The organism is Rahnella sp. BIGb0236, assembly GCF_004364755.1.
In the GTDB taxonomy this organism is placed as follows: domain Bacteria; phylum Pseudomonadota; class Gammaproteobacteria; order Enterobacterales; family Enterobacteriaceae; genus Rahnella; species Rahnella victoriana.
Genome location: NZ_SOAO01000002.1, coordinates 68,621 through 83,298 on the forward strand (window position 1 = coordinate 68,621; position 14,678 = coordinate 83,298).

At 48.7% G+C, this 14,678-nt stretch carries 21 protein-coding genes; 18 read left to right on the forward strand and 3 right to left on the reverse strand.

Annotated elements, in window-relative coordinates:
• The first annotated feature begins 240 nt into the window (after positions 1 to 240).
• Genes EDF78_RS03675 through EDF78_RS03685 form a run of 3 tightly spaced genes read left to right on the forward strand, consistent with a single transcriptional unit; the run spans position 241 to position 2,852 of the window.
• Complete coding sequence (locus EDF78_RS03675; protein WP_133822591.1) at positions 241 to 438, forward strand: hypothetical protein; 198 nt, start codon at positions 241 to 243, stop codon at positions 436 to 438.
• A complete protein-coding gene (locus EDF78_RS03680; protein ID WP_133822592.1) occupies positions 435 to 932 on the forward strand; it encodes a three component ABC system middle component in 498 nt (165 codons plus the stop codon). The genes EDF78_RS03675 and EDF78_RS03680 overlap by 4 nt, the downstream gene beginning before the upstream one ends.
• Entirely contained in the window at positions 933 to 2,852 is a 1,920-nt protein-coding gene (locus EDF78_RS03685; protein ID WP_133822593.1) for a DUF3732 domain-containing protein, read from the forward strand. It abuts the gene before it with no gap.
• Positions 2,853 to 2,872: 20 nt separating this feature from the next.
• On the opposite strand, the gene EDF78_RS03690 is transcribed toward EDF78_RS03685, so the two are convergent.
• Genes EDF78_RS03690 through EDF78_RS25920 form a run of 3 tightly spaced genes read right to left on the reverse strand, consistent with a single transcriptional unit; the run spans position 2,873 to position 5,769 of the window.
• Entirely contained in the window at positions 2,873 to 3,886 is a 1,014-nt protein-coding gene (locus tag EDF78_RS03690) for a phage portal protein (protein ID WP_133822594.1), read from the reverse strand.
• Positions 3,887 to 5,650, reverse strand: coding sequence for a terminase ATPase subunit family protein (locus EDF78_RS03695; protein WP_133822595.1), 1,764 nt, complete (start codon positions 5,648 to 5,650; stop codon positions 3,887 to 3,889).
• Entirely contained in the window at positions 5,647 to 5,769 is a 123-nt protein-coding gene (locus EDF78_RS25920; protein WP_268959687.1) for a hypothetical protein, read from the reverse strand. Before EDF78_RS25920 ends, EDF78_RS03695 begins: the two co-directional genes overlap by 4 nt.
• A 23-nt stretch (positions 5,770 to 5,792) precedes the next feature.
• On the opposite strand from EDF78_RS25920, the gene EDF78_RS03700 reads away from it, so the two are divergent.
• The 15 genes from EDF78_RS03700 to EDF78_RS03770 all read left to right on the forward strand — a co-directional run bounded on the left by EDF78_RS03700 (position 5,793) and on the right by EDF78_RS03770 (position 14,678).
• Entirely contained in the window at positions 5,793 to 6,641 is an 849-nt protein-coding gene (locus tag EDF78_RS03700; RefSeq protein ID WP_133822596.1) for a GPO family capsid scaffolding protein, read from the forward strand.
• A gap of 35 nt (positions 6,642 to 6,676) precedes the next feature.
• Positions 6,677 to 7,816, forward strand: coding sequence for a phage major capsid protein, P2 family (locus tag EDF78_RS03705; RefSeq protein ID WP_133822597.1), 1,140 nt, complete (start codon positions 6,677 to 6,679; stop codon positions 7,814 to 7,816).
• 3 nt (positions 7,817 to 7,819) lie between these two features.
• Positions 7,820 to 8,476, forward strand: a complete 657-nt coding sequence (gene gpM, locus EDF78_RS03710) for a phage terminase small subunit (protein WP_133822598.1) — start codon at positions 7,820 to 7,822, stop codon at positions 8,474 to 8,476.
• A 95-nt stretch (positions 8,477 to 8,571) separates the two neighbouring features.
• Positions 8,572 to 9,042: a head completion/stabilization protein gene (locus EDF78_RS03715; RefSeq protein WP_133822599.1), complete on the forward strand. Its 471-nt coding sequence runs from the start codon at positions 8,572 to 8,574 to the stop codon at positions 9,040 to 9,042.
• Positions 9,042 to 9,245 carry a tail protein X gene (locus tag EDF78_RS03720; protein ID WP_133822600.1) on the forward strand — a complete coding sequence of 68 codons (204 nt, stop codon included), beginning with the start codon at positions 9,042 to 9,044 and terminating at the stop codon, positions 9,243 to 9,245. The genes EDF78_RS03715 and EDF78_RS03720 overlap by 1 nt, the downstream gene beginning before the upstream one ends.
• Positions 9,246 to 9,250: 5 nt before the next feature.
• The gene (locus EDF78_RS03725; protein ID WP_133822775.1) at positions 9,251 to 9,460 is read left to right on the forward strand and encodes a holin; all 210 of its coding nucleotides are present in this window, start codon (positions 9,251 to 9,253) and stop codon (positions 9,458 to 9,460) included.
• Positions 9,441 to 9,950: a lysozyme gene (locus tag EDF78_RS03730; RefSeq protein ID WP_133822601.1), complete on the forward strand. Its 510-nt coding sequence runs from the start codon at positions 9,441 to 9,443 to the stop codon at positions 9,948 to 9,950. Before EDF78_RS03725 ends, EDF78_RS03730 begins: the two co-directional genes overlap by 20 nt.
• Positions 9,950 to 10,375, forward strand: a complete 426-nt coding sequence (gene lysB / locus EDF78_RS03735) for an Rz-like lysis system protein LysB (RefSeq protein WP_133822602.1) — start codon at positions 9,950 to 9,952, stop codon at positions 10,373 to 10,375. The genes EDF78_RS03730 and lysB overlap by 1 nt, the downstream gene beginning before the upstream one ends.
• A complete protein-coding gene (lysC, locus tag EDF78_RS25725) occupies positions 10,269 to 10,508 on the forward strand; it encodes an Rz1-like lysis system protein LysC (protein WP_243839417.1) in 240 nt (79 codons plus the stop codon). Before lysB ends, lysC begins: the two co-directional genes overlap by 107 nt.
• Positions 10,471 to 10,938: a phage tail protein gene (locus EDF78_RS03745; RefSeq protein ID WP_133822603.1), complete on the forward strand. Its 468-nt coding sequence runs from the start codon at positions 10,471 to 10,473 to the stop codon at positions 10,936 to 10,938. The genes lysC and EDF78_RS03745 overlap by 38 nt, the downstream gene beginning before the upstream one ends.
• Positions 10,931 to 11,389, forward strand: coding sequence for a phage virion morphogenesis protein (locus tag EDF78_RS03750; protein WP_133822604.1), 459 nt, complete (start codon positions 10,931 to 10,933; stop codon positions 11,387 to 11,389). Before EDF78_RS03745 ends, EDF78_RS03750 begins: the two co-directional genes overlap by 8 nt.
• A gap of 225 nt (positions 11,390 to 11,614) precedes the next feature.
• The gene (locus EDF78_RS03755) at positions 11,615 to 12,328 is read left to right on the forward strand and encodes a hypothetical protein (protein WP_133822605.1); all 714 of its coding nucleotides are present in this window, start codon (positions 11,615 to 11,617) and stop codon (positions 12,326 to 12,328) included.
• 189 nt (positions 12,329 to 12,517) lie between these two features.
• Positions 12,518 to 13,237, forward strand: a complete 720-nt coding sequence (locus tag EDF78_RS03760) for a hypothetical protein (RefSeq protein WP_166654440.1) — start codon at positions 12,518 to 12,520, stop codon at positions 13,235 to 13,237.
• 452 nt (positions 13,238 to 13,689) lie between these two features.
• The gene (locus tag EDF78_RS03765) at positions 13,690 to 14,331 is read left to right on the forward strand and encodes a phage baseplate assembly protein V (protein WP_133822607.1); all 642 of its coding nucleotides are present in this window, start codon (positions 13,690 to 13,692) and stop codon (positions 14,329 to 14,331) included.
• Positions 14,328 to 14,678 (forward strand): GPW/gp25 family protein, encoded by a 351-nt coding sequence (locus tag EDF78_RS03770; RefSeq protein WP_133822608.1) that lies wholly within the window; start codon positions 14,328 to 14,330, stop codon positions 14,676 to 14,678. The genes EDF78_RS03765 and EDF78_RS03770 overlap by 4 nt, the downstream gene beginning before the upstream one ends.

Consider the following 14,678-nt stretch of genomic DNA (forward strand, 5'->3'; position numbering starts at 1 on the left):
CGCGCTAATAAAATTTATTTTATAAGCACTGATGCTACAAATATTGGATGAAGATTGATCTTGAAAACAATAACCACCCTCAAACTAATTCAAAAAAAATAATAACTCATAAAACTATTTGCACTAAAACAAAAATATCAAAAGTGACATTTCAGTTGACATAGCAGCATTCTTCTTTAAATTAAATGAAAATATTTGTACATTTTTCTTTTTCAATCTCTATGGATAAGGGATTACACTATGACAAAAAGTGAATTCGATGCTACCTCCTCGTTACTTGGATATATTTACCAGGTAAGATTGGCCCTTCTTCTTGCTCTCACAAAAGTCACTGAAAATGAAGATCCCGACATTCATTTTGTTTCAATTGAAAAGTTAGGTTGGCATCCAGAGTATTTCATGTTACTGAATGCCTCCAACGATGGGGCAGCTGCATGAAGGACCTAATTGAAAACTTAACCAATGAAGAGTTTAATTATTATAACCCACTTTATTGCGGTTTCTTGCTATTACATCTAGTTGAAGAACATGAAAAAAGAAATAAAATGGGTTTGGATTCTAATTTAATTTACCTCGCACTGCCATTAATAATGACTAAAGAAATAAACTCTTGCATGCCCAAAACCATCAAAACCTCATTTTACAGTTGGTTATTTAAAAATCAGCTAGTGATTGTTAATTTTTATGAAATAGCAAAAGATTTTTCCTTAATAACTAATGAAACCTTAAAATTACTCATAGACTTAAATTTAATAACGGTAAGTAAATATGGTCGTATAAAATCCAATAAAAAGATCAGGTTAAAATTACCAATTATTTTCAAAAAAAGTAATGTGATCATTACGCAGTATAATACTGTTCGTTTTATTTCAAAATGGTTCAAGGATCATTCAGCAGCTGAAATTTATACCGGATTAGGAGTCAAACCTTAAATGAAAATTATCAAAGTATGTCTCTTTAATGATAAAAATGAAATAAGAGTCATAGACTTCAAAACTTCTGGCCTCAACATAATAACTGGTGCATCAAAAAGAGGTAAGTCGAGCATACTAGACATCGTCGAGTACTGTTTAGGCTCCAATCATTGTAACATACCATATGGACATATTAGAAACTATGTTTCATGGTTTGCAATTCTATTAAAGAACAATGATCAAGAAATTTTTATTGCACGAAAAAAACCAGAAGCCAGATCCAATGTTAGTAATGAATTTTATCTTTCTCATGGAAAAAAAATAGATATTGATAATATTTTGTACTTAGAGGAAAATTCAAATCAACACGATATACTATCATTCCTGTCTCAAGAAGTAGGGATGTATCCTCACATAACCGAAGTCCCACAGCATCAAACACGTCCGAAAATAGATATAAACTTTAAGCACTCTCTATATCTTTACTTCCAGAACCAAGATGAATTAGCAAGTAAGAAACTTATTTTTCACCGACAATCTGAACAACATATGCCACAGGTGATCATTGATACAATACCATATTTTATTGGGGCAATCGAAAATGGCAGACTGTCTGAGCTCGAAAAATTACGACAACTTAAAAGGGAATTAGCAACAAAAAAAAACAAACATTATGAAATTAATTCTTTAATAGGAGATGGGCTAGCCAAAGGCAATAGCTTATTAAATCAAGCAAAGGCCCTCAGATTATATAAAGGCGATGGTTATATCAAAAATATAAGCGTTATATTAGAAAACCTCAAAAAAATTGAGGAATGGACTCCTTCACCATTGAAATCAGATGACAATATCGATCAGACTGAAAATCTTGATAAATTACAAAAGTCTTATGAAAAACTTTCTCTGGAAAAAAGAATTCTTAACTCAAAAGTAGTTGAATTACGTTCTTACGCATTAGCAGTCGATGAATACAGCACGTCTAAAAATGAACAATTGATACGATTGAAATCAATTGAAATTTATAAAAAGACATTAGAAAACACCGATAACGAATACATAGACCTTATAAGGAGAAATTTATTAAAATTAGAGCAAGAGTTAGAAGACTCTTCAACAAAACAACCTAGAATATCAGATTCATTGAATGAATTAGAAAAAAAGCAAAAAGAAATAGCTTTAGATTTAAAATCTATGCGTGAACAAATTAACTTAATACGAAGCATTAACTTTTCTTCTAACGTAAAAAAAGAATTTAATAATGATATCGAGTCAGCAAAAATAGTCGGTAAAGCATCTCTTTATTTGGAAAGCCTTGAGTCTGTAAATAGTAATTCTTATCTTAGAAATGATATTGAGCGCCTCGAAAATCTGATCTCTAGTTTAGAACAACATCTAAACCCAACTAATATACAGGAATTACTGGAGTCTCAAATAAACTTTATTAGTGAAGATATTACAAAGTGGTCAAGAGAACTACAATTAGAACATAGTGAATACCCTATTAAACTTGATATAAAAAAACTGACTATATCCGCGGATACACCTAAGGGAAGAATCCCACTATATCAAATGGGGAGTGGGGAGAACTGGGTAGGTTATCACTTAGTTACTCACGTAGCTTTGGCTAAATGGTTTGCAGAGCAAAAACGACCAGTTGCAAACTTCCTGTTCTTTGATCAACCTTCGCAAGTTTATTTTCCATCTGATAAGTCGACCAAGGGGAATCTAAATGAAATTGAAAAAGATGAGGATAGAGTTTCTGCAAGAAGAATGTTTAAATGGCTTTATGATGTTTGTAAATATGAACTTAAGGATAAGGTTCAGATAATTGTGACAGACCACGCCCATATACATGAGGATTGGTTTGAAGAGTGTATTAGAGATGTTGAATGGAGAGGTTTTAATGCTTTGATACCTCTTGAATGGTATCAAAGCTAACAGTAAATTAGCCCCAGTAGTTATAGGCAATAGGGGCTAAATGTAATTAAGTTAACAGCTATCCATTGATTAAATTCCTTCATCCTCTCCTGCAGCGGCGACAGCTCGTTCCTAACGAATACCTGCGCCGCCTTCTCCACATCCCCAAACCCGCCAGCATTATCAGGAATGATGCCCATCATCTGCGGCGGAACGCGGTGCGCGCTTAGCAGGTCATCACGGCTCGATTTCTTGATGTTGAAGAAATCATCCTTGGTAGCGACTTCACTCAGCGGCAGAATCTGGATGCCGTCTTTCTTGCCGTTCGGCGCGTACATGAACAGGTTGCGGAAGTTGCCCAGACCTTTGGTATCACGCATTGCCTTACGCATTGAATCAATATCACTGCTGCTTTGCGCTGCGTCGGTCATATACAAGATGTAGCCCGCATGAGCACCGTTCTGGTAATACTTGCGGCGGAACAGTGTGGCGGCCTCGTTCAGCCAGGCAGAGTTAAGCGCGCTAAGATATTCCGGCAGGCCATAAATCTCCTGGTTAATGTCCGGTTCGATCAGGTGGAAAATACTACCCGCAGCGAACTGATGCGGTTCTTTCCACCCTTGCACAAACCAGTACGTCCCCTCTTCCACTCCGCGACGAACATACTTAGCCGGCACAGCCTCAAATCGCAGCGGTTCGCCGAGCTGGTTGCGGATAAGTTCCAGATACGCATTTCCGAACACCAGATAATCCAGGGCGAATTTGCTGAACTCCTGCTGGCTCAGCAACGGATGCGGGATGAATGTTGAGGCGAGAATATTGCGCTTCACGTAAATCGGAGAGCTGTGATGAACAGCGGCGCGAAGGCTACGGGCAAGGCCATCGAAACTGACCGGTGGCTCATACCAGCGACCGTTACCGGTGCATTCGATGTAATCCAGAATGTCTCGGCGGTCTAACACCGGAGTTGGATCACCGAAGCTGAACATCTCTGCGCCCTGCTGGCTTTCAGTGGTCGTGGTCTGCGTGGTTTTACGGTATTTGCGCTTGCTCATTTAGTAGAACTCCAGAATGTTCGGGCTTTGTCCGCCGTTGGCGGCGGTCAGTGGTTCGTTTAACAGGGCGTGCATGATTGCCCACGCGACGTCGGCGTGGCTGGCCTCTTCACTGCGGCTGGCTTCGTAGGTTGAACGGTTGCCGCTGGCGGTCATGGTTTTACGGATCGCCATAAACGAAGCAGTGATGTCTGTGTGTCCGGTGTCGTATTCCAGGCGGCCGGAGCTGATGGTGTCTTTTGCTTTGAGTACCAGTGCGGTTTTCACCTCAGGGCTGTAACGGATCTCACGCGCCGCAGGAAAGAACTGCTGCACAAGCTGGAATACACCCTGCCCGATGCCAGTCGCATCGATACCGATGTACTCCACGGCATAACGATTGGTGAGCTCCTCGATGCTCTTGGCCTGCGCGGCAAAGTCCATGCCTTTCCATTGGTGACGCTCGAGCACGCGGAACTTGCCGCCGGAAACCACCGGCGGAGCGATCACCGCACAGCCTGCGCTGTCGCCGGTGTGCGACGGGTCGTAACCAATCCACACGGGACGATAGGCAAACGGTCGTTTCAGATAGGGGTCGAAGTCTTCCCACTCATCCAGGCTGTCCACCATGCAGCCCTGCAACTCGGCGAACGGGAACACCGACGCCTGATCGTCCACGAACTCACACATCAGCAAGTTTTCATATTCGGCGGGGCTGTATTCCAGTTTCAGTTGCTCCAGGTCGAACAGGTTACAGCCACCAGACAGCGCATCTTCCACCGTCACAATCTGCCGCCACTGGCCGTCATCGCAGAGCACTCCTTTTGACAAGTGCGCATGCGTCAGATCCAGGTCAATTCTGTCGGCTTTATTGCGACGGCCTTTGTTGAACAGTTCACCAGACCAGAACGGATAGGCACTGTGTGCCAGACTGGATGGCGTGGAAAAGTAGGTGCTTCGCCATTTCTTATGCAGTGACATGCCGGATGCGACTTTGCGCAGCTCCTGAAATTTGGGGATCCAGAAGTATTCGTCCAGGTACAGGTTGCCGGTGTAGCTCTGCGCGGTGCGGACGTTGGTACCGAGGAAAATCAGCCGTGCGCCGTTCGGCAGCACAATCGGGTCGCCTTTTAGATCCACGTCAACCTGTCTCGCAAAGTCGATGATATAGTTCTTAAAGACGTGCGCCTGCGCCTTACTTGCCGACAGAAAAATCTGATTACGACCGGTGGTCAGCGCGTCAATCAGCGCTTCCCGGGCAAAGTAGAAGGTTGCACCAATCTGGCGGGACTTGAGAATGTTGCGGATACGGTGTTGAAGTCCGGCCTGATGCCAGCCGCGTTGATACTCGAACGATGTCTCGATAAAGATATCGCCGAGCTTTTCGATGGCCTCATCACTGAAAACATTCTTATCGGGTGCCTTTCGTTCGCCCTTATTACGATTGGCAACGTTCGGATTTAAATCAGCCTCACTGCCGGTGTGGTTGTAACGATTAACCCTTGCCAGGCGTTCAATCTGTCGGCCTAACAGGTCGATCTCTTTGTAGTCCTTCCCCTCCTTCACATCTTTCATAACGAGCTGGATAAGCCGCGCTTCCATGCTGGTTTCCACGCGAGAAATGGGCGCAATGGCCTCCCACTGATCGCGAGTTTTCCAGCTCTGCACGGTCGGCGTTTTTTGGCTCAGCATCTCCCCGATTTGCCGCACAGAAAAACCCTGCCAGTAAAGCAGTGCCGCCTGCCGGCGCGGGTCGCTGATGATAGTGGAGTTTGAAATATTCATGCCGCCACGTTACCGGCCAGACAGCCGTTTTTCGCGCTGCCCACGTTGTGCCATCGGGCAACAACCCGCATCGGCTGGCGGCCTGCGGTGACTGTCTGGAAACTAACTCCCGTTCTCAACACTCATTACCGGAGTCAGTCACATGGCAAAGAAAGTATCAAAGTGGTTCCGCATCGGGGTCGAAGGTGACACCTGCGATGGCCGCGAAATTGATGCTAACGACATCAAACAAATGGCGGAGACATACAGCGCGAAAGCCTACGGTGCCCGCGTCAATCTGGAACACATCAAAGGTGTTTTACCGACCAGCGATTTCCGCCGTTATGGCGACGTGATCCAGCTTAAAGCCGAACAAATTGATGACGCGGCTGAACCGCTGCTGCATGACAAATGGGCGCTGTACGCGATGATCAGCCCGACCGCGGATTTAACACAGATGGTCGGCGACGGGCAGAAGGTTTACACCTCGATGGAGATCAAACGTAACTTCGCCAATTCCAATAAATCCTACCTGGTCGGTCTGGCCGTCACCGACGACCCCGCAAGCCTCGGCACTGAAATGCTGGAGTTCAGCCGTACGGCAAAACAGAACCCGCTCGCCGGTCGTAAAACCGATCCGGACAGCCTCTTCACCGTCGCCACCGAAGCACTGATTGAGTTTGAAGATGCGCCGGAAACTGCCCCTTCTCTTTTCGCCCTGGTGAAACAAAAGCTTTCACGTAAGCAGGCGTCCGACGATGCCCGTCTGGCCGATGTTCACGAAGCCGTCAGCGAGGTCGCTCAATACGCTCAGACTGAACTGGATAAGCATGAAACCAGCCTGACCGACCTGCTGAGCCGCGTCGATACCCTGGAAAAATCCAACGCTGCCGAACATGACGCCCTCATTGAATTGAAAGGCAAGTTAGCGCAGACACCAGCGCAGAAATTCGGCCAGCGTCCGCACGCAACCGGCGGCGCAGGCGTAGACGAGACGGTCACCGACTGCTGATCCAACACCTTTAACTCATTTTCAGGAAACACCTCATGAAAAAAGAAACGCGCTTTAAATTTAATGCGTTCCTCTCCCAGCTCGCCAAACTCAACAACGTTGACGTCGGCACGCTGGACAAGAAATTTAACGTCGAGCCGTCCGTCACGCAGACGCTGATGACCAGATTACAGGAATCCTCAGAGTTTCTGACCCGTATTAACATCATTCCGGTAGACGAAATGATGGGCGCGAAAGTGGGCGTCGGTGTGACCGGCACGATTGCCAGTACCACCAACACTGACGCCGGTGACGAGCGTGAAACGGCTGATTTCACCAAGCTGGATCAGGAAGGCTACCACTGCACCAAAACCAACTACGACTTCCACTGGATGTACAGCAAGCTGGACTTGTGGGCGCGCTACAACGATTTTCAGACCCGTTTGCGTGACGCCATTATCAAGCGTCAGGCGCTGGATCGCATCCTGGTCGGCTTTAATGGCGTTTCACGCGCACCGACTTCTAACCGCGTTCAGAATCCGCTGTTGCAGGATGTCGGTGTGGGCTGGCTCCAAAAATACCGCCTGAATGCCCCATCCAAAGTGATGGGCATGATTGTCGCCGAAGACGGTAGCGTGACCATTGAGGCGGTCAAAGTCGGTGGCGAAGGTGAATACAAAAACCTCGATGCGCTGGTCTTTGATGCGGTGAATGAACTGATCGACCCAATCTATCAGGACGACACCGAACTGGTGGTTATCTGCGGCCGCAAGCTGCTCGCGGATAAGTATTTCCCGCTGATCAACAAACAGCAGCCTAACACTGAGGCAATGGCCGCCGACCTGATTGTCAGCCAGAAACGCATCGGCAATCTGCCCGCCGTTCGTGTGCCCGGCTTCCCTGCTAACGCCATGCTGATCACCCGCCTGGATAACCTGTCTATTTACTGGCAAGACGGCACACACCGCCGCCACGTTGAGGAAGTACCTAAGCGTGACCGTATCGAAAACTACGAATCCATTAACGAGGATTATGTGGTGGAAGATTACGGCTGCGGCTGTCTGATCGAGAACATCGTAGTGACCGCCGGAGAAGACGACACTGCTGAAAAGGCCGAACTCAGTAAATTCACCTCAGCGATCGTTGATGCCATCAAAACTGCATCCGGTACCACCATACCGGCAGCTCAGGAGTAAGCCATGACCAGCCCTGCCCGACGCCATTTGTTGCGGCAGTCAGCGATCGAAGCCGCGCAGCAGGATACCAGCCTGCTGCGTCATGCCACCGGCTATGAACTGCTGCTGCAAAAGCTTAATGCTGACCAGAAAGCCCTGAAGAAAGCCTATTCCGCTGAGAAAAAGGCAGAACTCAAACGCAAGATGCTGCCCGAATATGCGCCGTGGGTGGCGGGCGTTCTCGCTGAGGGTAAAGGCGCACAGGACGCCATCCTGATGACCATCATGATCTGGCGTATTGATGCCGGTGATTATTCCGGTGCGCTGGAAATCGCCCGCTATGCGCTGCATTACAAGCTGGCGATGCCGTTCGGCAAACGCCCTGCCGGTTATGCGCTGGCGGAGGAAATCGCCGACATGAGCACCCGCGCTCATGCTGCCGGTGAGCAGGTCAGTCTCGATGTACTCATGACCACGATGGAACTAACGGAAAGCCAGGACATGCCGGATCAGGTACGCGCCAAGTTGCACAAAATCACCGGCTACCTGTATCGCGATGCGGAGAAACTACCGCTCGCCCTGCAACACCTGAAACGCGCCTTCCAGCTGAACAGCAACTGCGGCGTTAAAAAGGATATTGAGCGGCTGGAATCAGCCATCAAAAAGGCTGCCAGCAGCTAAACAGAACGCGCCCCGCGCCGGACGGCACGCCAGCCGCGACAGGTCTGTGACCTCGTTCAACGCTGGCGTCCACCGTCCCCTATTCAGAGGTCACTATGTCTCTTGTTGTACCTGCACCAAAGCCAGACGCCGCGATGGAACCCGTGATCAAAAACACGCACTTCTGGCCGGATATCAATCCGCTCGAGTTACGCGACACGCTTCGCCTGGAAGGAACAGTGACCGCTAAACGTTTGCGAGCCGTCATTAAGTACGCGCTGACCGAAGTTAACGCCGAGCTTTACAGCTACCGCGTCGCACAGGTGGCTCAGGGATACAAAACCCTCTCTGATGTCCCGGCAGACCAGATTGATGACGAAAGTATCAAAGTCTGCGCCTACCTGCGGGCAGTTTCATCCCTTACGGCTGCCATTCTGGCGGAACGGTATCCGAACAGTGATACCACCGATGCTGGCAGTAAAAAGGCCGAGATTGTCGAGAGTACGGTTGATGAGCTGTGGCGTGATGCCCGCAACGCGATCAGCGACGTCGCCGGTGTGTCCCACTGCATCATCGGGCTGCTCTGATGAAAGTCTATGCCGAACAGGGCGACACCTTGGATTCGCTTTGCTGGCGGTACTACGGGCGCACGGAATCGGTAGTTGAACACGTTTACGCGGCTAACGTTGGCTTAGCCGCTCGCGGGGCAATTTTGCCCCATGGCTACGCGGTGGAGCTGCCGGATATTTCCCAGGCCGCAGTCAGTGAAACCGTCTCACTTTGGGACTGATGACTATGGAGCGCATCACCTCGTTTATCTGTTACTGCGTCGCGGCCTTTCTTGCCTGGCTAGGCGCGATGTCACCGCAGGATATTGCCTTTCTGGTTGGTGCCGCCGTCGGCGTCGCTACCTTTATGGTGAACTGGTACTACCGGCGCAAAACTTACTGCCTGCTGAAAGAAATGGGTATCAGAGGGGACATTAATGCAGCCATCAATCGTTAGACGCTGCGCCGTCGTCGCCGTTCTGGCGATTGCCGCGCTGCTGCCGAAAGCGCAGACGTTGAAAACGTCCGCCGCCGGTCTGGCACTGATCGCTGATTTTGAAGGCTGCCGCCTGTCGGCCTACCAGTGCAGCGCGGGTGTCTGGACAAACGGCATTGGGCATACCGCAGGCGTGAAGCCGCAAACGCAAATCAGCGAACGTCAGGCCGCCGTTAACCTGGTGGAAGACGTGATGCGGGTGGAGAAAGGCATTGCGCGCTGTATGCCGGTTGCCATGCCGCAGCCGGTGTATGACGCCGTGGTGTCGTTTGCCTTTAACGTCGGCGTGACGGCGGCGTGTAAGTCAACGCTGGCGTTTTTCATCAACAAGGGTGAATGGCGAAAAGCCTGCGAACAGTTGCCGCGCTGGGTGTTTGTGAACGGTGTCCGCGTCACCGGCCTGGAACGCCGCCGCGCGAATGAGCTGGCCTACTGCCAGCGGGGAGTCTGATGCGTGTTTTAATTTTATTACTGCTGGCAGCCTGCGCGCTGGCGGGGCTGCAAACCTGGCGTATCGGCGGCCTGCATGACGAGGCAGACCAGGCGCAGCGGATCATCGGCACGCTGTCCGCCGGTATTGAAAGCCGCGACAACGCCATTCACCGCCTGAACGATGAGGCCGTTACGCGGGAACGCCAGGAACAAAGCCTGCGCACCCAGCTCTCACGGGCGGGTGAGCAGGCACGCGTCCGTGAAATTCACCTTCAAAGGTTACTCAATGAAAATCAGGAAATGCGCGATTGGTATAGCGCTCACCTGCCTGACGGTATTGGCCGGATGCACACCCGCCCCGCCTTCGCCAGCGCCGCAGATTATCTTCGTTGGCTGTCCGGCGGTAACCAGTTGCCCGATACCGGCAAGCTCACCGGCCACTAACGGCGACTTAAGCAGTGATGTCAGAAACCTGGAGGCCGAGCTGGTAGCCTGCGGCCTCCAGGTGGAAGCGGTCAAACAATGCCAGGAGGAACACCGTGTTAAAACCCGCACAGCTACGCAAAGCCTTAACTGACGCCGTGCCGGTGCTGCAAACCAGCCCCGACCAACTGCGGATGTTTGTGGATAACGGGCGCATCGTTTCCACGTTAGCCAGCTCGCTGTCGTTTGAATATCAGTATCAGGTCGAACTATTGATCACCGACTTTACCCAGGACAGCGATCTGATCATGGTGCCCATTCTGGCCTGGCTGCGTGAGCATCAGCCGGACATCATGGCGACGCCAGAAAAGCAACAAACGGGCTTTAAATTCACCGCAGATATGCTCAACGATGGAGGTTATGATATCGCTATTCATGTACAGCTTACCGAGCGCGTGATCGTTAAACAGATTGATGCCGGTCTGCACGTTGAGCATTTTCCTGAACCGCCGCTGCCGGAGCCGGTGGAAAGGCCGCGTGAGCTGTACCTGCACGGCGAGTTAGTGAGTCAGTGGAATGTCTGAATTATCAGCGTTTGATACCCGCCTGGCGGGATTGATTGCCGCGCTGTCACCACAAAGCCGGAAGGCGTTGGCGGCGACCATTGCGAAGCGTCTGCGTAAACATCAGCAGCAGCGCATTAAGCAGCAGGTCACGCCGGAGGGGCAGCCGTTCGCCCCGCGACGTCCGCAGTCTTTGCGGGCAAAGAAAGGCCGCATTAAACGGGAGATGTTCGCCAAACTGCGCACGGCAAAATACATGAAGGCCAAAGGCACCGCTGACGACGCCGTGGTGGAATTCACCGGTCAGGTGCAGCGTATGGCGAAAGTGCATCAGTACGGCCTGCGCGATCGCCCATCGGTCAGGGCAAAAGAAATGCAGTATCCGGCGCGCCCGCTGTTAGGACTGGACGCGGAGGATATGAAGATGGTGGAAGATGAGTTGCTACAATGTATTAGCTCAGACTTGACCTGACACAACTGCGGCACAGAGCCAAACCTAATCTGACGGGCAGGTCAGTGCCAAAAGCGCACGGCGTTAATCCGGCGTCCATCAAATATTCGAAAGCATTTTCATGTTAGGAGAAAGTGCTTAGCTTATGTATGGAACAAGGATTCCATATTCTAACTTCAAACTCGTTGATTTTTTATAAATTTGTGATAATAATCTAACGATAATATAATACTCAAGGACGTGATTGTGGCCGACTATATAAATAGCAACATATTATGTGAGTCATATGTCCATGTTGAACCTGAGTGGTTGAAACAGGTAAGTGCTGTAATTCGTAAAGAAAAGTTATCACTAATTAGAAGCGAAATAGAAGATTTTGCTGACAAAAGAATAAAATTCTTTTTATCTGATGATGTTGTAATTGAAATAAGTTTTACTGAGGGTTCAATTAGAGCAACGATAACTGCCTATGGTCCAATTATTTTATTGATCGGTTCAGCAATATTAAATTATTCGAGTTTTAGAGAAAGTGTTAAGCAGTTGGCCTCTGACATGCATCGTGCGTCATCAATGTTATCCTCAGAAATGCTCTTCCAGACAAACTCCAGAAACAAGAGTGAGATCCTTCGTATTGAAGCCAGAAAAGGAGTCGTTGGTTCTATAGAGAGAATTAATAATAAAATAGATTCCATTGACTCTCAATTAGTAGGTAAAGAACTCTCTCCTACCCGTATAAATGGCGAGTTACTTGATCTAAATGACATGATCCTAAAGCTACTATCGAACCTAAAAAACGCAGAAGATAAAAAATTAGTTGTTTCAGCATTAATTGACGGTGTATCCAAATTATCAATACGCAAGTCTCGCTTTAAGCTCAAGAATAAACTCGATGAGTCAATGTATGCAAGCCTCCTTAATGAGAGAAAAAGCATCATCAAAAACCTCGCTCAATATAAATGATAAGAGGGCGAGGTCACTGGTTTTATTCACGTCCGTATGTCAGCTTTGTGCCAAGCGGACATTGCTAACATTAAGATCTAATAATGAATATGCAGCGAGATAACATGTGATTTACAATGATTACAGTAATATAGGCAGGAGACACCATCTGGGCTCCATGAACAGAACAACGTATATAAATAATATGAAATGTTCAAAATTGAGGCGTTAATGAACCTTCCAATACAATTTTTACACTATGACGTAAGCCTAACGTTTGAAATTATTGACTCTCTAAATGCGCAAACTGATGCCTCTATCGCAGGTAATATAAGCGAGTATCGAACCAAAGGGCCAGAAACTGAAGAGTATGAAATCTCTGCTGATGATGATGGTTATCACGTAGTTGAGTATTACATGGGGCTTGATAGCGGCTCTGTTGATTTAGATGATATGTTCACATCGTACTATCCCAGCGTTACACGTCGTTCTGTCTTTTTGACGTTATATGGCATGCTTGAGCACGATTTTGAGAAGCTATGCAATGGCTTTGCAAGGATTCACAAGGCGCCCGTTAAGCTGTCCGATCTCAGAGGTAGTGGTTTTGAACGTTGTGATTTGTATGCCAGGAAGATCATAGGCATGAAATCTTCAAATCATTACTCATCTGTTAAGAAAGTAACTAAGTTGCGTAACGCTTGTGCGCACAATGATGCGCGTTTCGTCTGCAATAATGATAGTCACATCACTGAGCTAGTTGACTTGATGCGCACTTATTCAACGGAATTTGTTCAAGATGGTAAGCAGGTTAACTTTAAAGCTGGCTCTCTCCAAGCGATGACAGACATATTAAAAAACTACTTCAACGACGTTCAAGAAGCCCTGAAGGTACATAAAATACCTGACCCATTTATTGAATTCCGCCAATAGACCTTTGGCAAATAAAGAAACCGCCTGATGTGTACTGTAACCCCAAAGGTATCATTTTTACAATAAATCAATATAAATCATAACCATATGAACATTAGTAATTAAAAGAATTTACTATACTCAACGAAATTTATGCGTAACTTTTGTTCAATCCGAAGGCTAGAAACGGTTTGAATAATATCTTTCTATTCGAGGGAGTATATGGAAGAACGAAAACTTAAGGTTACCCATTGATTGACATACTGTATTACCAGCAACATTAATTGCAACTCAATTCCGAACTTCCGCTCCTAGCTTAAACCAGACTGTCAGATTTGATGATGTTCTACCTACGAGCTGTGACAGCTCAAGTTTGAGCTAATACTCCTCAGCCAGTCATCCCCATGTTGTGCCACCAGCCATCAACCTGCCTCAAATTGTATGCCGCCTGACAGGGCGGCATTCTTTTATGCATGAATACTTCCATCCCAAAGAACGACATTCCGCGCCTGCTGCGCAATCTGATCCGCATTGGCACCGTTGCCGAGGTGGATTTAGATGCGGGCACCTGCCGCGTGAACACCGGCGGCAACGTCACCGACTGGCTCCACTGGCTGACGTCCCGCGCAGGGCGCTCCCGTTCCTGGTGGGCACCGTCTATCGGTGAACAGGTTCTGCTGTTTTGCCTGGGCGGTGAGCTGGATACCGCCTTTGTGATGCCCGCCGTTTTCTCTGATGAATTTCCTGCGCCGTCGGCGTCAGCCGATGCCGTACACGTCACTTTCCCTGACGGTGCGGTAATTGAGTACGAACCGAAAACAGGCGCGCTGTTGGCAACCGGCATCAAATCCGCCACGGTAAACGCCGCCGATAAGGTGACGGTGACTGCTCCGCTGATCACCTGCACGGCGAAAACCCGCATCACTCTCGACACGCCGGAAGTGGTCTGCACTAACAAACTCACCACGGCCACCATCGAGATAAAAAAGGGCGGCACTATGACCGGAAACCTCACCCATTCAGGCGGAAGCATCACGTCAAACGGCATCGTTGTTCATACCCATAAACACGGCGGCGTCCAGACGGGCGGCGGTCAGACGCAGGTGCCCTCATGACGAATGCAAAATACATCGGGCTGACTCGCGATACGGGGCGCAGCGTCGAAGACCTGGCACACATCCAGCAGTCGGTCAGCGACATTCTGCGCACGCCCGTCGGTTCCCGCGTCATGCGCCGTGACTATGGTTCACTGCTATCGATACTGACTGACCGCCCGCAGAATGCCGCGCTGCGGCTGCAAATCATGGCGGCCTGTTACAGCGCGATCCTTAAGTGGGAGCCGCGCGTCAGCCTCACCGGCATCACCTTTGAAACAACCTACGACGGGAAAGCCGTGGTTGAACTCACTGGCACCCGCAAAGACACCTCCGCCGCCATTTCCTTAACCCTTCCAGTGAGCTGA